Source organism: Bradyrhizobium sp. DOA1 (genome assembly GCF_001593325.1).
In the GTDB taxonomy this organism is placed as follows: domain Bacteria; phylum Pseudomonadota; class Alphaproteobacteria; order Rhizobiales; family Xanthobacteraceae; genus Bradyrhizobium.
The window spans coordinates 6,589,607-6,611,437 of the sequence record NZ_JXJM01000001.1; the positions used below are offsets into that span (position 1 = coordinate 6,589,607).

The window sequence follows — 21,831 nt, forward strand, 5'->3', positions numbered from 1 at the left end:
AAATCGCGCCGGACATGGGCGCAGGTCCCCGTCCCATCATCACAGTCGCCCTCGACAAGCTCGGTGTGGAAACCCGCCTCGGAGCCGGCGTCGCCTCGCTCGACAAAACCGGCGTCACGCTGTCCAGCGGCGAGCACATCGAGACCGAAACCGTGATCTGGGCGGCCGGCATGCGCGCCGCGCCCCTGACGGCGCAGATTTCCGCCGAGCGCGACAGTTTCGGCCGGTTGCTGGTCGACCGCTGCTTACAGGTGTCCGGCGTTCCGGGCGTCTTCGCGGCCGGCGATGCGGCACGTGCCGCCTGCGACGACGAGGGCAATTACGCGCTGATGTCGTGCCAGCACGCGACGCGGATGGGCGCTTTCGCCGGCAACAATGCTGCGGCCAAGCTGCTCGGCCTTGCGACGAGGCCCTACCACCAGAAGGGTTACGTCACCTGCCTCGACCTTGGCGGCGCCGGCGCCCTGTTCACGCGCGGCTGGGAGCGCGAGGTGACGATGGTCGGCGACGTCGCCAAGAAGACCAAGCAGGAGATCAACACCGTCTGGATCTATCCGCCCAGAGCCGAGCGCGCCGCCGCGCTCGCCTCGGCCGATCCGGAGCGTGTGACCGACGTGTCCGGCTTCCTCTAGGCCCAGCACGCGATACGGGCCGCGCTTCGTCGCCGAAGCGCGGCCCGCTTGCCGTCATGCCGTCGAATGCAGGAGGGTATCGTGGTGCATCTGAACAAGAAGGCGATCGGCCTGTCGCTGTGCCTCGCCGCCGTCGCGGTCGTGGCCGTGGGTTTTACCTATGCTCGGTCCGGCGAGACCTCGACCGACAACGCCTATATTCGTGGCGACGTGACCTCGCTCGCGCCGAAGGTCGCGGGCTACGTCACGGCCGTGGAGGTTCAGGACAACCAGACTGTCAACGCGGGTGACGTCCTGTTCCGTATAGACGATCGGGACCACCGCGCGCGACTCGCACAGGCGGCCGCTAATGTCGAAGCGGCGCGGGCCCGGCTGACCAATGTCGATGCGGAGATCCAGCTTCAGCATGCCCTGATCCGGCAGGCCGAAGCCCAGGGGCTCGCGAGCGCGGCCGAGAAGAACCTGGCTCGCAAGGCCTCCGACCGCCGCCGCGAGCTCATCCGCACCAACGCCGTCAGCCAGGCCCAGGTCGATGAGAGCGACGCCGCATTGTCGAAAGCCGAGGCGGCCGTCTCCGCAGCGGAGGCAACGATCGAGGCCCAGCGGCAGCGCATCTCCGTCCTCGCCAGCCAGCGCGAAGCCGCCGTCGCTGCGTTGGCGCAGGCACAGGCCGCACGAGAGCTCGCTCAAATCGATCTCGACAACACCGTCGTCCACGCGCCGGTCGATGGCGTCATCGGCAACCGTCAGGTCCGTGTCGGCCGTCTGGTTGCGCCAGGCACTGCCCTGCTCGACATCGTTCCGGTCAGGGACGTCTGGGTCGTGGCGAATTTCAAGGAGACCCAGATCGAGCAAATCCGTCCGGGTCAACGCGTACGCATCGTCGTCGACGGTTACAGGCACACAGCGCTCGACGGCATCGTGGACAGCTTTGCGCCGGGCAGCGGATCCGCCTTCAGCATGCTCCCGTCGGACAATGCGACCGGCAACTTCGTTCGGGTCGTTCAACGCGTCCCCGTGAAGATCCGCTTCATCAACAATGAGCTGCCCGGCCGCCTGGTCCCAGGGCTGTCGGCGCGCGTCGACGTCGATCAGGGAAGCGGCTCATGACGGCGATCGTCGCCGCCGCGCCTCCCCGCGAACGGTCCGCGGCGGGAGCCCTGTTCGTCGCAGGCATCGTGCTGGCCACGCTGACGGAGGCGATCGCAAGCACGGTTCTGTCACTCGGGCGCGGCTACATCATCGGCGACGTCCATGTCACGCCCGACGAATTCGCCTGGCTCGACGTCGGTTACATGGCTTTGAAGCTGATCGGATTCATGACGGCGCCCATGCTGGTGCACCGTGCCGATCCCCGCCGCCTGATCATCGGCTCGACCCTGGTGATGGGCGTCGCATGTGGCTTGACGATCGTGACTGCGCGGCTGGATCTGCTGATCGCGCTCCGCGTGATTCAGGGTCTCGCTGGCGGCATCCTGCTCGTCACGGGTCAGGCAACGATCTTCGATGCCTATCCGCGGTCCCGGCAACCGATCCTTCAGGCCTTGTTTGCGATGGGATCGGTCGTCGCTCCCGCGACGATTGCTCCGGCCCTGCAAGGCTGGCTGATCGACAGCCGGTCCTGGACGTGGATCTTCTTCAGCGTCGTTCCGCTGGCGCTGACGGCTGCCGGCCTGCTGCTGATCGCCGACGGCCCGAAGCCCGTCATGCGTCAGCGCCGCCCGATCGACTGGATCGGCATCGGGCTGATATCGGTCGCGCTCTTCTGTTTCTCCTACGTCCTCAACCAGGGCAGCCGATGGGACTGGTTCGAGGAGCCCGGCATCCTCTGGCTCACGGTGATCGGCGCCGCCGCGCTGCTGGCGTTTCTCGGCAGGCAGGTACTCGCCGGCGGCAAAGGCCTGCTCGATTTCTCCTTGTTCGAGTGTGAGGATTTTTGCTTCGCCTTCGTCGTCAGCTTCGTTGCTGGCGCCGCATTGTTCGGCAGCGCGTTCCTGATCCCGTCCTTTGCCGTGTCGGTTCTGGCGTTCAGGCCCACCGATGCCGGCCTGCTCCTGCTGCCGAGCGGCGCGTTCTTCATCGCCACGCTGCTGGTGGCCGCCTTCCTCATGCAGGTCCGCCGCGTCCCTCCCGTCGCCACGGTCCCCTTCGGCATCCTGCTGATCACGATTGCGATGTGGATGTTGTCGGGCTCTACCAGCGAAAGCGGTACACACGACATGATGGCCGCTATCCTCTTGCGTGGCCTCGGCCTCGGCTTCCTCTTCCTGTCGATCACCCTGATCGCCTTCGGCAATCTCAACGAAGGCAACCGCGCCTTCGGCATCGGCCTGTTCGACACGAGCAGGCAACTCGGCGGCCTCATCGGCGTCGCGGGCCTCGAGACCCTGATCGAGCACCACACCGCCGGAAATTTGACGGTGCTCGGCGCCAATCTGACCGCCGGCGTTCCCGCAATCAGCGAACGACTGACCTCGACGGCCGCGATGCTCAGCGCGAGGGGAATGGACACGCTGGCCGGCCGCGCCGCCACGAGCCTGCTGGACGGCGATCTCATCCGCCAGTCGACGGTGATCGCCTTCGACACCGCGTTCAATGCCGTTGCCCTGCTCTTCGTGTTCGCCGTGCCCGTGTTGGTCACCGTGAAGCTCGGGCTGCACCGATACGCTCAGGCACGCGTTGCGCAGTCGCAGCAGATCGACGCGCTACGGATCATCGACCCCGTCGCATGCTCAGGTGCATGCCTTGGCAGCAATCGCTCTACAGCGACGGCAATCGCTCTGGCGCAGCCGCAAACCCGATCCGGTAGATCATCACGCGAAGGTCGAGCGCTCGACTCGGCCGCGCCAGGCTACGTCAGCAATCTCTGAACATCCCACCAGCGCGCAAACAGAGGAGCACCAAGATGAATCAGGCGATCCGCAACACCCAGGAGAAGACGAACATGAACTTGCACAAACTTGTACAGTCTAGCAGACCGGCCCCCGAAGAGCTGGTCCCGTCGCGCTATGCGCTGAAGATCGGCGAGATCGACGTCATGGTGATCAGCGACGGCGTGCTGACGCTGCCGGGCGCGATGCTGGCCCACAACGCCGACCCGGCGGTCCGCGCGGCGTGGCTGAAGGACATGTTCCTGCCGCCGGATGCGTTCGATTGGGCGCTGAACGTGGTCGTGGTGCGCAGCGGCGGGCAGACCATCCTCGTCGATGCCGGACTGGGATCCGATCCGGACTTGCATCTGCCGCGAGCCGGGCAGCTGAGCAAGCGACTGGAGGCCGCTGGCATCGATCTCGGCTCGGTGACCGACGTGGTGCTGACGCACATGCACATGGACCACATTGGCGGGCTGCTCGTCGACGAGGTGAAGGATGGGCTGCGTCCCGACTTGCGGATCCACGTCGCAGCTGCCGAGGTCAAGTTCTGGGAGGACCCCGATTTCTCCCACGTCTCGATGCCGCCGGGATTTCCGGACGCGCTGCGGGCGACTGCCAAGCGGTTCGCGAAGGAGTACCACAACCAGCTGCGCACCTTCGAGGAGGAGCACGAGGTCGCGCCAGGCGTGGTGGTCACGCGCACCGGCGGCCATACCCCCGGGCACAGCATCGTCCGCCTGGCATCGGGCGGCGACCGGTTGACATTCGCCGGCGATGCCGTGTTCACGGTCGGCTTCGATCATCCCGATTGGCACAACGGCTTCGAGCATGATCCCGAAGAGGCCGCGCGCGTTCGCGTCCGTCTCCTGCGCGAGCTGGCCGCGAGCCGCGAATTGCTGGTGGCCACCCACATGCCCTTCCCTTCGATTGGACATGTCGCAGTGGACGGCGATTCGTTCCGTTGGATCCCGGCGTTCTGGGACTACTGACCGCTGGACGGGTCCGCCTCACGTGAGAGCGTGATCCGATCGTGACCTGAAGCGCGATGACGATCGTCCCGATCTCATCGCGCTTTGCGGCGCCGCAAGAATTTACATCAGGCGTTTTGCGGCGCGTACTTCGGCGATTTCGGCGTCGGGATGGCTGACAATGGTGGCGAACATGATGCCGCTGATGATGAGCGACCAGGCGGTGTTCCAATAGATCCAAAACACGTGCCAGCCTCCGTTTCGTCTCTACCGCCCACGGATTCAGGTAACGGCAAGGCGACGCTGCCGTTCCCGACGCGACTACAGTGCTACTTTTGTTTGGTCGGCGGCGCGGCGCGATCGGTTTGACCGGTGTGGCGCTTTGCCACGACGTCCGCGTCGTTCTCACCCTCATGCGGGCGCGGCGGCGGCTTTGGCTGGCCTTTCTGACCGCCATGCTTGCCGCCCATGTCGGGCTTGCCTTCGAGATCGTTTTCACTGGGCATGATGCTTCAATGCACTGGCGCGGCATTGGTTTCGCAGTTACGCGTGAGACATCTTCGCCTGTGAACGAGGTCATAGGATCGCCGCGGTTAGCGGTGCACGATGACGGCAGGGACATCTCTATTTCGGCCGGCGGACGGGGCCCGATGCGCAGACGATTGATCGCCTGGACCATCCTGACCTGCGCCCTACTCGCAGTCGCCGTATGGTCCGTGCTCGGTCCGCCCAACCAACCGCCCGGCCCGCATCTGCCCTCCCGCGGCGTGGCGACAGCGGCGCGGTAGCGATCCAGCGACCGATACAATTTCGGCATCGATCAATTCCAACTGGAATTTGCTGCGGCGGTGCGCCTCCCGCTATCCTCGACGGCAAAACGACAATGCCGCACTGGCGTCGAGGAGGAGACCATGTCGAGACCGCCCCTGCGCATCGCATCACGCACAGCGATCGCCACCACCCTCACCCTTCTCGCCCTCATTCCTGGAGTCCGCGCCGGCATGGCCGAAACCTTCGCTTATGTCGGCAACGCCGACAGCAACGAGATCAGCGTGTTCAAGATGGCCGAGAGCGGCGAGATGACACCGGTCCAGACGGCTGCGTTCCCCGGCGTGGAAAAGCCCGGCTCCTCGACGCCGCTCGCGATCACGCCCGACAAGCGCGTGCTGATCGCCGGCATCCGCTCGCAGCCATATCTCGCGGTGAGTTTTGCGATCGATCCCAAAACCGGGCGGCTCAGTCATGTCGGCAACGGGCCGCTCGCCGACAGCATGGCCAATATCGCGGTCGATCGCAGCGGCAAGTTCCTGTTCAGCGCGTCCTATGGCGGCAACAAGGTCGCGCTGAATCCGCTTCAGGCAAATGGCGTCGCAGCCGAACCGAAGCAGGTAGTTGCGACCGGGCTGAACGCGCACGCGTTCCTGCCTGCGCCTGATAACCGATTCGTGTTCGCGACCAATCTCGGCTCCGACCAGGTACTGAGCTTCGCGTACGACCCGATTGCGGGCACGCTCACGCCGAACGATCCGCCGGCGATCAAGATGCCGGAGAAATCGGGACCGCGGCACTTCCTATTCCACCCGAGCGGCAGGTTCGTCTATCTCGTCCACGAGCTGAACGGCGACGTGGCCGCGTTCAGTTATGAGGCCAGGAGCGGCGTCTGGACCGAGATCCAGCGCACCACCGCATTGCCGGAGGGCTTTGCTGGCAAGCCCTGGTCCGCCGACATCCACATCACCCCGGACGGTCGCTTCCTCTATGCCTCGGAACGCACCACGAACACGCTCGCCGCCTACAGGATCGATGCAGGCAGCGGCAAGCTGACCACGATCGGCAGCGTGCCGACCGAGAAGCAGCCGCGCGGCTTCAACATCGATCCCTCCGGGCGCTACCTCGCCGCGGTCGGCGAGCTTTCCGACGGCATGACGGTCTACGCGATTGATCAGAGCAGCGGCGCGCTCACCAAGCTGAAATCCTATCCCACCGGCAAGAAGCCGAACTGGGTCGAATTCCTGAGCCTGCCGTGACGGGGCGTCGACCGGCCTACGTAATGATCCGCAATTTCAAATGGCCGGCCTTGGCGCCATATCGTCCGCCATGGACCGTCAGATCGTCTTCAAGTGCCCACGGACCGGCATGAACGTGCAGCATCGGCTTGACGATGAGCCGGGCGAGCGCACGCATGTGTCCGTGCCCTGTCCGGCCTGTACCGGACTGCACCTGCTCGATCGTTCCACGGGCCAGCCACTCGGCGATCGCCGGAACTGACCGCCGGCGAGTATCTGCCGTCGCTCTCCTGGCAGGCAGCGAACCTGATCTCCAATCCCGCGACTAATCAAGGACTTGCCGCAACGGCGCGCGCCGGCGCGGCATCCTGTCAAAAGGCAACAGCGCCGTGGTCCGGCCCGTTGCCATCTGCTATCGATTGAAGGGCTTGAACCCCTGTGGAATTTTCGATGCGTCATTTACCCCGTGCCGTTGCCCGAAGCCTGTTTCCCGCAGCCATCGCCGGAATGTTCGCCCTCGGCCCATATCCGGCCGGCGCCGCCGAGGACGATGCTCCCAAGGGGCCGGCGGTCACGGTGCTGAAGGTCGCGAAATCCTGCTTCTCCGATATCGTCGAGGCGACCGGCTCGATCATCGCGCGCGAGGAAAGCTCGGTACGGCCCGAACGTCCCGGCCTGAAGGTGACGGAGGTGCTGGCAGAAGCCGGCCAGACCACCACCGCCGGCCAGGTGCTGGCGCGGCTGGCGCTGCCGGAAGGCGGCACGCTTCAGGTCACCGCGCCGGTGGCGGGCGTGATCGCCACCTCGACCGCACAGATCGGCAATTTCGCATCGGCCAAGGGCGAGGCCCTGTTCACGATCGTGGCGCGCAGCGAATACGACCTGGTCGGCCTGGTCGCGACCACCGACATGCGCAAGCTCGCGGTCAACCAGCAGGCGACCGTGCGCATCGCCGGCTCCGGCGACATCGACGGCAAGATTCGCCGCATCGGGCCGACCGTCGAGCAGAACATCCAGCAGGGCATGGTCTATATCGGCATCTCCTCGCAGAAGCGCCTGTTGCTCAACGCGAGCGGGCGCGCGCTGATCAAGACCGGGCAGAGCTGCAACGTCGCGGTGCCGCTGACATCAGTGCAATATTCCTCGGCCGGCACCGTGGTGCAGGTGATCCGCCGCAATCGCGTCGAGACCAAGCGCGTCGAAGTCGGATTGATGTCCGGCGGCAATATCGAGATTCGCGACGGCCTCAACGAGGGCGACGTCGTCGTCGCGCGCGCGGGCGCGCTGCTGCGCGAGGGCGATCCGGTGCGCCCGGTGATGGCAAGCGCGGAAGCGGCGAAGTAGCATTCACCATCGTCATTGCGAGCGAAGCGAAGCAATCCAGATTCTTTCCGCGGAGGGATTCTGGATTGCTTCGTCGCAAGAGCCCCTCGCAATGACGTTGCAGGCGCAGCGCGCCCCAAAAAATCGGCCCCGGCTCAGCGCCGCATCATTGCATGATGCGCCGCGTCCGGAGCACGAGACTTCGCAGTATGTCGTAAGACCTAAGAAAACTAGCCGCCGGCTTCGCCGAAACGAACATCCTCGAGCAGTGACGAGGAGATGGTCGGGACCTGATCGCCTTCGCTGGCACGCGAGATGGCGAGGCGGGTCTTGTTGAAGACGCTCTCGGCGCTGCCCTGCGCATTGAGGTTGTTGAGGAACTCGCTGACCAGCACGCTGTGCTCGCCCTTGCCGTCGTCGACGACCTTGCCGGGCGAGGCCGAGGAGAGGATCAGCGCATTGTCGGGCGCGCTGATCGGCGCGAGGCCGTGGCTGTAGGAGCGGAAGCGGCGCTCGAAGGGATTGCGGCGGGAGGCGTCGACCACGACGAGCTTGGCCTTGGCGCCCTGCTCCTTCATCATGTCGAGCACACCATCGATGGAGACGCCCTGGCGGCGGACGTCGCTTTCCTTCCAGATCACGGCATCGACCGGCAGCATGTAGCTCTCGCGGCCGGCCTGCACGCCGTAGCCGCCGAAGAACAGCATGACGACGGTGTCCTGTTTGATGCGGGACTTCAGGCGGTTGACGGCGCGGACCATGTCGTCCTTGGTCGCGTCTTCCACCATGTCGACGTCAAAGCCGTTCTTGCGCAGGGACGAGGACAACGCGCGGGCGTCGTTGATCGACTGCGTCAGCGGCGCGTTGGCGTCGGGGTAATGTCCATTGCCGATGACCAGCGCCAGGCGCGAGGTCTGGCCGATCGAGCCGGTGATCTGGTCGGTCGAGACGGCCTTGGCAGCATCGATCGCGCGCATGTTCAGAGCAGCATGGGCGCCGATCACCAGCGAGACCGTGCCGATGAGGGCCGCGGCAAGGGCGATCGTGCGTCGGGAAATGTCGAGCTGCCTTACATTCATCTCGCTTCATTCCTGTCAGTGCCAAAGACCAGCCAAGCGCGCGCACACTGTTTGAGTAGCGCGATAGCGTCTTTAGGTTTGAGGGATTGGCCGGGGAAGTGCCCCCGAATTGCGCGCAATTTGCGGCGCCGCACCAAACAAACCCTTAACCGGATATAGGTGCCCCGGCAATAGATTGCTCAAAATTTGAGCTAAGTCACTGAAGGTATTAGTTAATCCTCCAGGCCAGCTTCCTGCATTTTTCCGTTCCCCGTGGCCTTCCGGAGATCGATCATGCAGCCTCCATGCCGCCTTTTTCCGTGATGGCGATCACATTTGTATTTCCTGCGAATCCGGGTAGCTTTTTCAAAGACTTGCAGGGGGTGGCGTGTGGCTGTCGGCGCGCTGGCCGGCCCTTGGCCAAGCCACCAGTGAAACGACCCGCCAAAGTCCCTGCGACCAGGTATTTCATGAGCTTTCAATATTTCGCCGGCGCCGCCTGCCGGGCGCTGACGGCGCGGAAGGACGGCCCCTCGCTTTACGACGTGTGCGATCCCGTCTTGTCGGGCCCTGTCGGCGGCGATCCGCACCTGGCCAAATTCTATAAGACCGCGCTCGGCAACCCCGCGCTGCGGGTGCTGCTGCGGCGGGCCGGGCTGCCCGAGCTCCGCGACGAAGCCAGGCTGATGGCGCTGCGCCAAGCGCTCGCCCGTGCGCGGGACGAGGTGGAGCCGGACTGGGCAGCCGTCGGCCAGCCCGTGGCCGACCTCGTTGACAGCATCGCGCTCGACCATCCGAGGCCGCCGCCGGCCATGTTCGTCGGCGCGGCGCCGGATCAGTCGCGGATCGACCGCGTGATCCGCGACTGTGCGCAGCATCTGCTCGGCTCGTACCGCCGAAACGGTTTTCTGCCCACCTATGCCGCCTTCAACCTGATCGGCGACCCTGATTTCCGCGGACGCGAGCTAATCATGGCGCTCACGGGGCTGAACGCCCGCGGCTACAAGAACTCCTCGCTGCTGTTCAACCTCGCCCGCGTCTTCATCGCCCGCTCGAAGGCGGCCGCCGTTGTCAATCCGCCCTGGCGAGGGATCGCCGAGCCGATGTGGGAGCCGGTGCAGATCCGCCACCGCTCGGCCTATTACGACGCGTTCTTCATCGAGGCGCTGCTGAGTTATGTCGAGACCGGGCTCGCCTCGTCCGCCGACAAGACCGCGGCGGAGCACGCGGTCGCCGACATGGTGGATTTCTGCGTCAATATCAGCCGCGAGGAAGTCGAGGGCTTGGGTGGCGCGCGGTTCAATGTCATCACCGCGCTTGCGCCGGCGCCGCATCCGCGCTTCTCCCGCTTCTTCGCCCAGATCAAGCAGGATCTCGGCTTCGGCATCTACGTGCCCGATTGCGACACCACGGCCTGCTCGATCTCCGCAGCGACGCAGGCCGGCTGCACCGATGCGATCATCGACCAGCCGCTGTTGGATTTCTACGCAGGCTACCAGGTGCAGGCCGGCGTCAACGCGCCGCGCGTGACGGTGCCGCTCAACGACAACATCGACTACGAGGGCGGCGTTGCAACTTGGATCGACAATCTCGCGGGCGAGCGTCCCTACGGCAACGATCTCGATCCCACGCTCAATCTGGACATTCTCGAAGTCAGCTTCCGCAATCTGGCGCGTTGGAAAGTTCTGGAGACGCCAGCGCGGCTCGCCACCGTGCATCGCATCATCGGCTTCCAGAAGCGCCTGGCGGCCAGCGGCGCCTTCGCCAATCCGCGCTCGCACATCTACTATCTGCCGGAGCTCTACAGTGCCTATTTCGGCCGCTGCTATGCGGCGTTCCTGTCGTTGCCGCTGGCGGCCCAGGCCGCGATCGACCCCGCCGGCGATTTCGACTTCATCCGCCACCGCGTGCTGTCCTACGTCAAGGGCGAGCTGATGGCCGCCGAGATGAACGTGTTCGACGCAGCGCTGGCGCTGATCGCGCTCGGCCATCTCGGCGCCGATCCGCGCGCCTTCGCACCCGCGCTGAACGTGATCGTCGCGAGCCTCGGCGAAGGCGGCCGTCGCGGTCCGTTCCGCGCCTATGAATGGAACAAGATGAAGACGCCGACGCGGATCCTGGTGGGTGGGCCCGAGGTGACGTCGGCATTCGTTCTGATGGGCCTCGCAATAGCGAGGCGGCGAATGGTGAATGGCGAGTAGCGAGGGATCGCGTCCCTATTGACCAATCACCACTCGCTATTCGCCCCCGAGATGACGGGAAGTTGAAAGCCTAACCGTTAGGCATATGCTGGCCGGCCGGACAAAAGCCGACCACAATTGCGACGTCTATCGAGATTTTCTTCACACGCGGACCGGCATGTTGCGAAAAATCCTGATTGCGCTGTCCTTGCTCGGCTTGTCGCTGCCCTCACTGGCCGAGGCCGCCGACATCGCCGGTATGGCAAAGGTGCGCGCCGGCGATGCCGTGGTGATCGGGAACGCGCGGATCCGGCTCGGCGGCATCGACGCGCCCGCGGTCGACCAGCTCTGCCTCAACACCAAGTCCGAGCGCTGGACCTGCGGCGTCGCCGCGCGCGACGAGCTCGCCAAATATGCCGAAGGCAAGAACTGGGTCTGCCACACGAGGTCGATCGACCGGCGCGGCCGCACCGTGGCGCGGTGCGAGGTCGGCGGCGAGGACATCCAGAAATGGCTGGTGCGCAACGGCTGGGCGCTGGCCTACACCCGCATCTCCAAGGACTACGAGCCCGACGAGGCTGCCGCGCGTGAAGCAAAAGCCGGGATGTGGCAGGGTGCCTTCATCGCGCCCTGGGACTGGCGCGTGCGCAACAAGAAGACCACCATCCTGGGCGCCACCAAGCCGCCGGACGGAGCTCATGCCGTGCTGCTCGCCTCGGCCTCCGGACCGGTCGCGCCCTCGCCCGACTGCACCATCAAGGGCAACGTCAACACATCAGGCGAATGCATCTACCACCAGCCGACCAGCCGCTGGTACACCCAGATCAAGATGAAGATCAGCAAGGGCACCCGCTGGTTCTGCTCGGTCGAGGAAGCAGAGGCCGCCGGCTGCCGCGAGACGAAGCGATAGCCCACTCCAGACCTGCGTTTTGTGCGCTTTTCTTGCGTGCTCGCGGCGCGTAAAACGGGATGCAGCAACCCATCAGCCTGTCCACCAGCAACAAGGACCAACAGCAATGACCGTTCGCGCGGGCCGGGAATTTCTGGCCATCCCCGGGCCCACCACGATGCCGGACGAGGTGCTGCGGGCAATGCACCGTCCGGCAATCGACATCTACTCCAAGCAGATGACCGATCTGACCGAGAGCCTGCTCAGCGACATCTCGAAGCTGTTTGCGACCAAGGGCAAGTCCTACATCTACATCGCCAACGGGCACGGCGCCTGGGAAGCGGCGCTCAGCAACGTGCTGTCGCGCGGCGACAAGGTACTGGTGCTGGAGAGCGGGCGCTTTGCGATCGGCTGGGGCAACGCCGCAGCGCTGATGGGCGCCGAGGTCGAGGTGCTCAAGGGCGACTGGCGCCGCGCGGTGCGGCCGCACGAGGTCGAGGAGCGCCTGCGCCGCGACAAGGAGCACTCGATCAAGGCCGTCGTCGTCGTCCAGGTCGACACCGCCTCGGGCGTACAGAACGACATCGAGGCGATCGGCAAGGCGATCAAGGCGAGCGGCCATCCCGCGCTGTACATGGTGGACACCGTGGCCTCGCTCGGCTGCATGCCGTTCGAGATGGACAAATGGGGCATCGATATCGCGATGTCCGGCTCGCAAAAGGGCCTGATGACGCCGCCGGGCCTCGGCTTCGTCGCCGCCAATGCGCGTGCGCTCGAGGTGCACAAGACCGCCAACATGGCGACGCCCTATTGGAGCTGGAGCGAGCGCGAGGGTACCGAGCACTATCGCAAATATGCCGGCACCGCGCCGGTGCATCTGTTGTTCGCGCTGCGCCAGGCCATCGACCTCCTGCACGAGGAGGGGCTGGAGAATGCCTTCCGCCGCCACAGCCTGCTCGGCGAGGCCGCACGCCGTGCAGTCAGCGCATGGTCGGAAGGCCAGGTGCTGGGCTTCAACGTCGCGGAAGCCCGCGAGCGCTCCAACACCGTGACCACGGTCACCATGAGCAACGGCCACGACCCGGCCGTGCTGCAGCGCTATTGCAAGGAGAAGTGCGGCGTCGTGCTCGGCACCGGCATCGGCGACCTCTCGGGCCAGGCTTTCCGCATCGCCCATATGGGCCACGTCAATGCGCCAATGCTGCTCGGCACGCTCGGCGTGATCGAGATCGGTCTCAACGCGCTGAAGATCCCGCATGGCAAGGGCGGGCTGGAGGCAGCCGTCGCATATCTCGGTGAAGAGGTCGCGGTGTAAGGCGCAAACTACAAACGGCGCTGTCGTCCCGGACAAGAGCAGCTCTGGCAACGCGCAGCGTTGTCAGCGCAGGGCGTTGATCCGGCACCCACGGCCACAAGACGTGTTCGGGGCGCGGCAGCGCTGGCATTTCGTGGAATCGGGGCGATATAAGGTGGACGTGCCTTCTCTTCCTATTCTTACGGGAGCGGGAGAAGGACCGCCGCGCGAATACGACACGACGAGGACCGAGTGACACAAGCCAAGACGCCTTCCCAGCCCCCCGTCGCCCCGCGCCGGCCGCATTCCTTCACGCGGCATGGCATCACCGTGACCGACGATTATGCCTGGCTGAAGGACGAGAAGTGGCAGGAGGTGCTGCGCGATCCCGCTGTGCTCGATCCTGATATCCGCAACTATCTCGATGAGGAGAACGTCTACACCGAGAGCCTGCTCGGCCACACTGCCAGCCTGCAGAAGACGCTGGTGCGGGAGATGCGCGGGCGGATCAAGGAGGACGATTCCAGCGTTCCCTCGCCCGACGGCCCCTTCGCTTATTTCCGCAGGTTCCGGGAAGGCGGCCAGCACGAGCTGTTCGGCCGCATGCCGCGCGACGGCGGCGAGGGCCAGATCGTGCTCGATGGCGACGCACTCGCCAAGGACCACAAATACTTCAAGTTCGGCGGCAGCCGGCACTCGCACGATCACAAGCTGCAGGCCTGGAGCGCCGACACCAAGGGCTCCGAATATTTCTCGATCCGCGTGCGCGACTGGGCAAGCGGCAAAGATTTGGATGACGTCGTCGAGGAGACCGACGGCGGCATCGTCTGGGCCGCGGACTGCAAGAGCTTCTTCTATGTGAAGCTCGACGACAACCATCGCCCCATGCAGGTGTGGCTGCATAGACTCGGTACGAAACAAGCTGACGATGCGCACGTGTACGAAGAGCAGGATGCCGGCTGGTTCACCCATCTGCACGAGAGCACCAGCGGCCGCTTCTGCGTGATCGCCGGCGGCGACCACGAAACCTCCGAGCAGCGGCTGATCGATCTCGCCAACCCCGAGGCGCCGCCGCGCCTTGTGGCGGCGCGTGAGGAGGGCGTGCAATATTCGCTGGCCGACCGCGGCGACGAGCTCTTCATCCTCACCAATGCCGACGACGCCATCGACTTCAAGATCGTCACGGCGCCGCTTGCCGCACCCGAGCGCAAGAATTGGCGCGATTTGATCCCGTATCGTCCGGGCATTTACATCATCGACCTCGATCTCTACGCCGGCCATCTGGTGCGGCTGGAGCGCGCCAATGCGCTGCCGTCGATCGTGATCCGCGATCTCGCGACGAAGGAAGAGCACGCCATCGCCTTCGACGAGGCCGCCTATTCGCTGGATACGATGGGCTCCTTCGAATTCGAGACGACTACCCTGCGCTTTGCGTATTCCTCGATGACGACACCGTCGGAAGTCTACGACTACGACATGGTCAAGCGCACGCGCACCTTGCGCAAGCGCCAGGAAATTCCGTCCGGCCACGACGCGGCCGACTATGTCACGACGCGCATCATGGCGAAGGCGCAGGACGGCGCCGATGTACCCGTGTCGATCCTTCATCGCCGCGGGCTGAAGCTCGACGGGACGGCACCGCTCCTGCTCTACGGCTACGGCTCCTATGGCATGGCGATGCCCGCCTCGTTCAATGCCAACCGCCTGTCGCTGGTCGATCGCGGCTTCGTCTACGCCATCGCCCATATCCGCGGCGGCGCCGACAAGGGCTGGGGCTGGTATCTCGACGGCAAGCGCGAGAAGAAGACGAATTCGTTCGACGATTTCTCAGCCAGCGCCCGTGCGCTGATCGCGGCAAGATACACCGGCGCGAAGCGCATCATCGGCCACGGCGGCTCGGCCGGCGGCATGCTGATGGGTGCGGTCGCCAACCGCGCCGGCGAATTGTTCGCCGGCATCGTCGCCGAAGTACCGTTCGTCGATGTGCTCAACACCATGCTCGACGACACGCTGCCGCTGACGCCGCCCGAATGGCCGGAATGGGGCAACCCGATCGAAAGCGAGAAGGATTTCCGCACCATCCTGTCCTACTCGCCTTACGACAATGTCGCGGCCAAGGACTATCCGGCGATCCTGGCGATGGGCGGGCTTACTGATCCCAGGGTCACCTACTGGGAGCCCGCCAAATGGATCGCGCGCCTGCGCGCCACCATGCGCGGCGGCGGCCCGGTGCTGCTGCGCACCAACATGGGCGCCGGTCACGGCGGCGCATCGGGACGGTTCGACCGGCTGGATGAGGTCGCGATCGTCTACGCATTCGCACTGTGGGCGGCGGGGATGGCGGAGGCTGGGGTGTAGCCACACCCTCCGCCGTCGTCTCGACCTAGCGACCGTTCTTCTTCCGCCACTCCGCGAAGTCGGTGAGCGTCTGCGGGTCGGTGGCGGGATAGAGACCGAAAATGCCGCGGCCCTTGCCGACTTCCTCGGTGACGAAGTCCTCGAACGCGGTCATCTCGAAGGTTTCGTTGGCGATCTCGTCCGCGAGATGCGCGGGGATCACGATGACGCCGTCGGCATCCCCCAAAATGACGTCGCCGGGAAACACCGGCGCATCACCGCAGCCGATCGGGACGTTGATCTCGATGGCCTGATGCAACGTGAGATTCGTCGGCGCCGAGGGGCGGTGGTGGTAGGCGGGAATGCCGAGCTTGGCGATCTCGGCGGAATCGCGAAAGCCGCCGTCGGTGACGACGCCGGCAACGCCCCGCTTCATCAGCCGCGTTACCAGGATCGCGCCGGCCGAGGCCGCGCGCGCATCCTTGCGGCTATCCATCACCAGCACCGCGCCCGGCGGACAGTCCTCGACCGCCTTGCGTTGCGGATGCGAGCGGTCCTTGAAGACCTCGATGGTGTTGAGGTCTTCGCGCGCCGGCATGTAGCGCAGCGTAAAGGCCTCCCCGACCATGGTCGGCTGGTCCGGTCCGACGGGATGCACGTCCTGGATCATCTGGATGCGCAGGCCGCGCTTGAACAAGGCCGTCGCGACCGTGGCGCTGGAAACGGATTTGAGCTTGTTGCGGGTGGCTTCGGAAAGTTTGGACATCGTGGGCTCTCTCTGGTCGTCATTCCGGGGCGCGCGTAGCGCGAACCCGGAATCCATCAGGCCGCACGTTCTGCTGCACGATGGATTCCGGGCTCATCGCTTCGCGATGCCCAGGAATGACGGGGACATCAATAAATCGACGGCTCGCCGATCGGCGCGCCGAAATCGGTCTCAAGGAAGTCGAAGTCGCAGCCGTCATTGGCCTGCTTGATGTGCTTGGTGAACATCCAGCCATAGCCGCGCTCGAAGCGGCGCTCGGGCTGCTTCCAGGCAGCGCGGCGTTTCTCCAACTCTGCTTCGGGGACGTCGAGATTGATGGTGCGCGCAGCAACATCGAGCGTGATGCGGTCGCCGTTCTGCACCAGCGCCAGCGGGCCGCCGATATAGGATTCGGGCGAGACGTGCAGAATGCAGGCGCCATAGCTGGTGCCGCTCATGCGGGCATCCGAGATGCGCACCATGTCGCGCACGCCCTGCTTCACGAGTCTTGTGGGAATCGGCAGCATGCCCCATTCCGGCATCCCCGGCCCTCCTTGCGGCCCTGCATTGCGCAGGATCAGGATATGGTCCTCAGTGACATCCAGGTTGAGATCGTCGACCGCCTTCTTCATCGAGGGATAATCGTCGAACACCAGCGCCGGTCCCGTGTGCTTGAGGAAGCGGGGCGCGCAGGCGGAGGGCTTGATGACACAGCCGTCGGGGGCGAGGTTGCCCTTGAGCACGGCGAGCGCGCCTTCCTTGTAGATGGGATTGTCCACCGAGCGGATCACGTCGGCATTGTGCACCTCGGCGCCATCGATGTTCTCACCCAGCGTCTTGCCGGTGACGGTGACGCAGTCGAGATGCAGATGTTGCTTGATCTCACCCATCAGCGCCGGCAAGCCGCCGGCATAGAAGAAATCCTCCATCAGATAGGCATCGCCGCTGGGGCGGACGTTGGCGATCACGGGCACCTTGCGGCTCGCGATCTCGAAATCGTCGAGACCGATGTTCTGGCCGGCGCGGCGGGCCTGCGCGATCAGATGGATGATCGCATTGGTGGAGCAGCCCATCGCCATCGCCACCGCAATGGCATTCTCGAAGGCCTTGCGGGTCTGGATCGTCTTCGGCGTCAGATCCTCCCACACCATCTCGACGATGCGGCGGCCGCATTCGGAGGCCATGCGGATGTGGTTGGCGTCCGCGGCCGGTATAGAGGAAGCGCCGGGCAGCGTCATGCCGATCGCTTCCGCGATCGCGGTCATGGTCGAGGCAGTGCCCATGGTCATGCAGGTGCCGTAGCTGCGGGCAATGCCGGCCTCGATGTCGAGCCAGTCCTTGTCGGAAATTTTCCCGGCCCGACGCTCGTCCCAATATTTCCAGCCGTCCGAGCCCGAGCCGAGCGTCTTGCCTTTCCAATTGCCGCGCAGCATGGGACCTGCCGGCAGATAGATCGCCGGAATGTTCATCGAGGTCGCGCCCAGCAGCAGCGCCGGCGTGGTCTTGTCGCAGCCGCCCATCAGCACCACGCCGTCGACGGGGTGGCTGCGCAGGAGCTCCTCGGCATCCATCGCCAGCAGGTTGCGGTAGAGCATGGTGGTGGGCTTGAGCAGCGATTCCGACAGTGACAGCGCCGGCAGCTCGATCGGGAGGCCGCCGGCCATCAGGATACCGCGCTTGACGTCGTCAACGCGCGACTTGAAGTGCATGTGGCAGGGTTGCGCCTCCGACCAAGTGTTGAGGATCGCGATGCACGGCCGGTCCTTCCACTCCTCCGGGGCGTAGCCCATCTGCATGGCGCGGGAGCGGTGGCCGAACGAGCGGAGATCGTCGGGTGCGAACCAGCGCGCGCTGCGGAGCTGGTCGGGCGTTTTCTTCTTGTTGGTCATGATTGGGTGCCCCATTTCTGGACGGTGTTCCGCTCGATGGCGCGGAAGATCAGGTTCTCGACAAAGAGCCCGATAATGATCACGGTCAAGAGGCCTGCGAACACGGCGGGTATGTCGAGCAAATTGCGGTTCTCGAAGATGAACCAGCCGAGCCCGCCCTGTCCCGACGACACGCCGAACACCAGCTCGGCCGCAATCAGCGTGCGCCATGCGAAGGCCCAGCCGATCTTGAGGCCGGTGAGGATCGAGCCGAAGGCTGCGGGGATGAGTATCTTGGCGACGTAGGGCAGTCCGCGCAGGCCGTAATTGCGGCCGACCATGCGCAGCGTGTTGGACACGCTCTTGAAGCCGGAATGGGTGTTGAGCGCGACCGGCCACAGCACCGAATGGATCAGCACGAAGACGAGGCTGCCATTGCCGAGGCCGAACCAGATCAAGGCGAGCGGAAGCAGCGCGATCGCCGGCAAAGGGTTGAACATCGCCGTCACCGTCTCCAGGAAGTCGGTGCCGATGCGGGTGGAGATCGCGAGCACGGTGAAGATCGCGGCCAGGACGATGCCGGCCGAATAGCCCATGAACAGCACTTTCAGCGACGTCCACGCGCGCATCGGGATCGTGCCGTCTTTGACGCGATCGAACAGCGTCGCGAAGGTATCGTGCAAGGTCGGAAACAGCAGGGGATTGTCGAGGACGACGCCGTAGACCTCCCAGACCGCTGCGAGGAACAGGATGATGACGGCCTTGCGGACGAAGCCGTCGTTCCACAGCAGCTCGGCAACGCTCAGCTTGCGCTCGACCTCGCCTTCGGCGACAGCCGACGGCGCATCACGCAGCAGGATTCTCGCTTCACCCATGGTGGCTCCCTCAGTGCGCGGTCGCTTCGGCGGCGAACAGGAGATCGTGGATCTCCTTCTCCAGCCGTCCGGCGCTGCCGTCCTCGTTCGAGACCTTGTCGACGTCGATCACCTCGGCCTTGACCCGGCCGGGATGCGGCGACAGCAGCAGGATGCGGTTGCCGATGCGGATCGCTTCCGCGATCGAATGGGTCACGAACAGCACGGTGAATTTGGTCTCGCTCCAGAGCTGGAGCAGCTCGTCCTGGCAGGTCCGGCGCGTCAGCGCGTCGAGCGCGGCGAACGGCTCGTCCATCAACAGGATGTCCGGCTCCATCGCCATGCCGCGCGCGATCGCGACGCGCTGCTTCATGCCGCCGGAGAGCGTGTGGGGATAGGCCTCGACCACGCGCGTGAGCCCGACCTTCTCGATATAGGCCCGCGCCTTGGCCTCGGCGTCCCTGCGCGACAGCTTCCTCGCCGTGAGCAGCGGAAACATCACGTTGGCGAGCACGCTCTTCCAGGGCAGGAGCTGATCGAACTCCTGGAAGATCATCATGCGGTCGGCGCCGGGACCGTGGATCTCGCGGCCGCCGATGGTCATGCGGCCTTCGCTCGGGCTCATGTAGCCGCCGACGGCCTTGAGCAGGGTCGACTTGCCGCAGCCGGACGGACCGAGCAGCACGAAGCGGTCGGACTTGTCGACGGTGAACGAGACCCTTTCCGTGGCGGTGACGACGGCGCTGGAGGTCTTGTAGCGCAGCGTCACCCCATTGACGTCGAGCAGCGCCATCAGTTGCCCTTCAGGTCGTGCGCGACTGGTAGATAGTAGTCGGTCCAGGCCTTGGGCTGATTCTTCAGCGTGCCGGTCTTGTAGAGATGGGCTGCGAATTTCATCGTGCCCTGCGGCTCGAGATTCCACTCCATCATGCCGGGCTCCTTGAGCAGGTCGAGCAGCTCCTCGACCGAGGTCTTGTCGCCGGTGATCTCCTTGTAGATCTCGACCGCCTGCCTGGTGTCGCTGCGGATCAGGTCCTGCGCTTCCTTGGTCGCATCGCGCACAGCCTGGATGATCTTTGGATTGGCGTCGGCGAACTTCGTCGTGGTGAAGAATTGCGCCTGGCTGAGCGGGCCGCCCATCACGTCGGGCGACGACAGCACGACATGCGCGCCGGGCACGTTCTTCAGCTCCAGGAAGGTGAAGGGCGGGATCGAAAAGTGGTTGTGCACCTCGTGCTTCGGGTTGGACAGCGCGGCATAAGCGTCGGGATGGCCGAGCTGCACAGTGTTGGCGTCGAGCTTCGACCATTGGTCGGCGCCAAAGGCCTCGGCGGCCGCGATCTGGAGCACGATCGCCTGGGTCGAGACCTTGACGGTCGGCACCGCGATCTTGTCGCCGGGACCGAAATCCTTGATCGACTTGATATTGGCGTCACGGCTGATCAGCGTCATCGGCTGCGCCGAGGTCGCGACAATGCCCTTCACGCCGCCGCGGGTCCGATCCCACAGCAGAAGGAGGTTGCCGGTGCCGGTGTTGAGTATGTCGACGCCGCCGGCGAGCAGCGCGTCGGTCTGTGCCCCGCCGCCGGAGAAGGTGATCCACTTGGTGGTGATGCCGGCGACACCGAGGGAAGCGGCATGCTTCTCGATCAGCTTCAGCTTCTCCATGATATGGCTCGGCATGTAGAAGATGCCGGGCTGGCGCGACAGCGCGATCTCGGACTTCTGCTGGGCGTGCGCGGCGGATGCGGCCAGGGCGGTCGCGGCGATCAAGACGACGGCCGCAAGCCTGCGAAGATGCGTGATCATTGTTGTGGGTTTCCTCCGGTCATCGTCGAGCTGCGTTGACGCTGCTGATGCACTAATATATTAGTGCATCAAAGGCAAGCCCGCGGGACCCGCCATGGAATCATCCCACCCCGCGCCGCGTGCGGCGCCACGACCAGCCGCCCGGCTCGATCGCGGCCGCCAGGCCGCGCCTCAGGTGTTCGAGCGGCTGCGCAATGCGATCATCGCCCTGGAACTGCCGCCTGGTTCTCCGCTGTCACGCGCCGCGCTCGCCGGCCAGTTCGGCGTCAGCTCCACGCCGGTGCGCGATGCGTTGATGCGGCTGGAGGAAGAAGGTCTGGTCGACGTGTTCCCGCAGCATGCGACCGTGGTCAGCCGGATCGACGTCGATCGCGCGCAACAGGCGCATTTCCTGCGCCAGGCGCTGGAGCAGGAAATCGTCCGCCTGCTCGCAACCGGTCACGAAGCATCCCTGATCGTTCGCCTGGATCAGGCCATTGCCTTGCAACAGCAATTCGCCAAAGGCGGGGATTTCGAAGCCTTCATGGCCGGCGACAACGATTTCCACGCCCAGCTCTACACGGCCGCCGGCAAGCAGGACCTGTGGGCGCTGGTGCGCAGCCGCAGCGGGCACAGCGATCGTTTGCGCCGGCTCCACCTGCCCTCGCCCGGCAAGGCCCAGAACATCGTGCGCCATCACAAGCTGATCACGCGCGCGATCGAGGCCAAAGACCCCGAGGCTGCGCAGCAGCACCTGCGCGAGCATCTGTCAGGCACCCTCAGCGAGCTCGACAAGATCCGGAGCCTTCACCCCGAATATCTGACCGATTGAGCGGGAACCCAGGATGGTTCGCCCTATGCACGTGTCCATGCATAGGATACCGACGACAGTCGGCTAGTTCGAACGGAACGGGCGCTCGCGAGGTGCTTGCGACGCGGAGAGAATTCGCGCAACAATTTCGCATTTGCTGCTTTGATTTGCGGTCGCTGGGACACTCCCATGCGACCCCGGAGAT

General features: G+C 65.0%; 20 protein-coding genes. 11 read left to right on the forward strand and 9 right to left on the reverse strand.

What is annotated here, in order from left to right; translation table 11 throughout:
• From SE91_RS30475 to SE91_RS30490, 4 genes are all read left to right on the forward strand, one after another.
• Window positions 1-632: FAD-dependent oxidoreductase (locus tag SE91_RS30475; protein WP_197489543.1), on the forward strand; the 632-nt coding region annotated here is incomplete at its 5' end.
• Between the two features lie 66 nt (window positions 633-698).
• On the forward strand, window positions 699-1,742 hold the full coding sequence (locus tag SE91_RS30480) for an HlyD family secretion protein (protein WP_061850290.1): 1,044 nt from the start codon (window positions 699-701) through the stop codon (window positions 1,740-1,742).
• Window positions 1,739-3,502, forward strand: coding sequence for a DHA2 family efflux MFS transporter permease subunit (locus tag SE91_RS30485; protein ID WP_082813874.1), 1,764 nt, complete (start codon window positions 1,739-1,741; stop codon window positions 3,500-3,502). Before SE91_RS30480 ends, SE91_RS30485 begins: the two co-directional genes overlap by 4 nt.
• A gap of 35 nt (window positions 3,503-3,537) precedes the next feature.
• Window positions 3,538-4,494, forward strand: a complete 957-nt coding sequence (locus tag SE91_RS30490) for an MBL fold metallo-hydrolase (RefSeq protein WP_061850291.1) — start codon at window positions 3,538-3,540, stop codon at window positions 4,492-4,494.
• A 102-nt stretch (window positions 4,495-4,596) separates the two neighbouring features.
• Here the strand turns inward: SE91_RS30490 and SE91_RS38115 are convergent, their stop codons facing one another.
• Both SE91_RS38115 and SE91_RS36690 read right to left on the reverse strand, forming a co-directional pair.
• Window positions 4,597-4,719, reverse strand: a complete 123-nt coding sequence (locus SE91_RS38115; protein ID WP_008565198.1) for a hypothetical protein — start codon at window positions 4,717-4,719, stop codon at window positions 4,597-4,599.
• Window positions 4,720-4,802: 83 nt separating this feature from the next.
• A complete protein-coding gene (locus SE91_RS36690; RefSeq protein ID WP_008565197.1) occupies window positions 4,803-4,979 on the reverse strand; it encodes a hypothetical protein in 177 nt (58 codons plus the stop codon).
• A gap of 405 nt (window positions 4,980-5,384) precedes the next feature.
• Here SE91_RS36690 and SE91_RS30495 point away from each other — a divergent pair, with 405 nt between their 5' ends.
• Window positions 5,385-6,500, forward strand: a complete 1,116-nt coding sequence (locus SE91_RS30495) for a lactonase family protein (protein WP_061850292.1) — start codon at window positions 5,385-5,387, stop codon at window positions 6,498-6,500.
• Window positions 6,501-6,516: 16 nt separating this feature from the next.
• Here the strand turns inward: SE91_RS30495 and SE91_RS36695 are convergent, their stop codons facing one another.
• Complete coding sequence (locus SE91_RS36695) at window positions 6,517-6,657, reverse strand: hypothetical protein (protein ID WP_156489864.1); 141 nt, start codon at window positions 6,655-6,657, stop codon at window positions 6,517-6,519.
• 272 nt (window positions 6,658-6,929) lie between these two features.
• On the opposite strand from SE91_RS36695, the gene SE91_RS30505 reads away from it, so the two are divergent.
• A complete protein-coding gene (locus SE91_RS30505) occupies window positions 6,930-7,823 on the forward strand; it encodes an efflux RND transporter periplasmic adaptor subunit (protein ID WP_060737448.1) in 894 nt (297 codons plus the stop codon).
• 209 nt (window positions 7,824-8,032) lie between these two features.
• Here the strand turns inward: SE91_RS30505 and SE91_RS30510 are convergent, their stop codons facing one another.
• Window positions 8,033-8,881, reverse strand: coding sequence for a caspase family protein (locus SE91_RS30510; RefSeq protein WP_008565188.1), 849 nt, complete (start codon window positions 8,879-8,881; stop codon window positions 8,033-8,035).
• Window positions 8,882-9,330: 449 nt separating this feature from the next.
• Here SE91_RS30510 and SE91_RS30515 point away from each other — a divergent pair, with 449 nt between their 5' ends.
• The 4 genes from SE91_RS30515 (at window position 9,331) to SE91_RS30530 (ending at window position 15,581) form a co-directional block, all read left to right on the forward strand.
• Complete coding sequence (locus SE91_RS30515; protein WP_061850294.1) at window positions 9,331-11,061, forward strand: hypothetical protein; 1,731 nt, start codon at window positions 9,331-9,333, stop codon at window positions 11,059-11,061.
• Window positions 11,062-11,218: 157 nt separating this feature from the next.
• Entirely contained in the window at window positions 11,219-11,950 is a 732-nt protein-coding gene (locus SE91_RS30520) for a thermonuclease family protein (protein ID WP_008565183.1), read from the forward strand.
• A 106-nt stretch (window positions 11,951-12,056) separates the two neighbouring features.
• Window positions 12,057-13,244 carry a pyridoxal-phosphate-dependent aminotransferase family protein gene (locus SE91_RS30525; RefSeq protein WP_061850295.1) on the forward strand — a complete coding sequence of 396 codons (1,188 nt, stop codon included), beginning with the start codon at window positions 12,057-12,059 and terminating at the stop codon, window positions 13,242-13,244.
• Window positions 13,245-13,475: 231 nt separating this feature from the next.
• Window positions 13,476-15,581 carry a S9 family peptidase gene (locus SE91_RS30530; protein WP_061850296.1) on the forward strand — a complete coding sequence of 702 codons (2,106 nt, stop codon included), beginning with the start codon at window positions 13,476-13,478 and terminating at the stop codon, window positions 15,579-15,581.
• A gap of 25 nt (window positions 15,582-15,606) precedes the next feature.
• Here the strand turns inward: SE91_RS30530 and SE91_RS30535 are convergent, their stop codons facing one another.
• The 5 genes from SE91_RS30535 to SE91_RS30555 all read right to left on the reverse strand — a co-directional run bounded on the left by SE91_RS30535 (window position 15,607) and on the right by SE91_RS30555 (window position 20,836).
• Entirely contained in the window at window positions 15,607-16,326 is a 720-nt protein-coding gene (locus tag SE91_RS30535; protein WP_061850297.1) for a ribonuclease activity regulator RraA, read from the reverse strand.
• Between the two features lie 128 nt (window positions 16,327-16,454).
• Entirely contained in the window at window positions 16,455-18,194 is a 1,740-nt protein-coding gene (gene araD / locus SE91_RS30540; RefSeq protein ID WP_061850298.1) for an L-arabinonate dehydratase, read from the reverse strand.
• Complete coding sequence (locus SE91_RS30545) at window positions 18,191-19,048, reverse strand: ABC transporter permease (RefSeq protein ID WP_061850299.1); 858 nt, start codon at window positions 19,046-19,048, stop codon at window positions 18,191-18,193. The genes araD and SE91_RS30545 overlap by 4 nt, the downstream gene beginning before the upstream one ends.
• 10 nt (window positions 19,049-19,058) lie before the next feature.
• The gene (locus tag SE91_RS30550) at window positions 19,059-19,820 is read right to left on the reverse strand and encodes an ABC transporter ATP-binding protein (RefSeq protein WP_061850300.1); all 762 of its coding nucleotides are present in this window, start codon (window positions 19,818-19,820) and stop codon (window positions 19,059-19,061) included.
• Window positions 19,820-20,836, reverse strand: coding sequence for an ABC transporter substrate-binding protein (locus tag SE91_RS30555; protein WP_061850301.1), 1,017 nt, complete (start codon window positions 20,834-20,836; stop codon window positions 19,820-19,822). The genes SE91_RS30550 and SE91_RS30555 overlap by 1 nt, the downstream gene beginning before the upstream one ends.
• A gap of 94 nt (window positions 20,837-20,930) precedes the next feature.
• Here SE91_RS30555 and SE91_RS30560 point away from each other — a divergent pair, with 94 nt between their 5' ends.
• Window positions 20,931-21,647: a GntR family transcriptional regulator gene (locus SE91_RS30560; RefSeq protein ID WP_061850302.1), complete on the forward strand. Its 717-nt coding sequence runs from the start codon at window positions 20,931-20,933 to the stop codon at window positions 21,645-21,647.
• Window positions 21,648-21,831 lie beyond the last annotated feature (184 nt).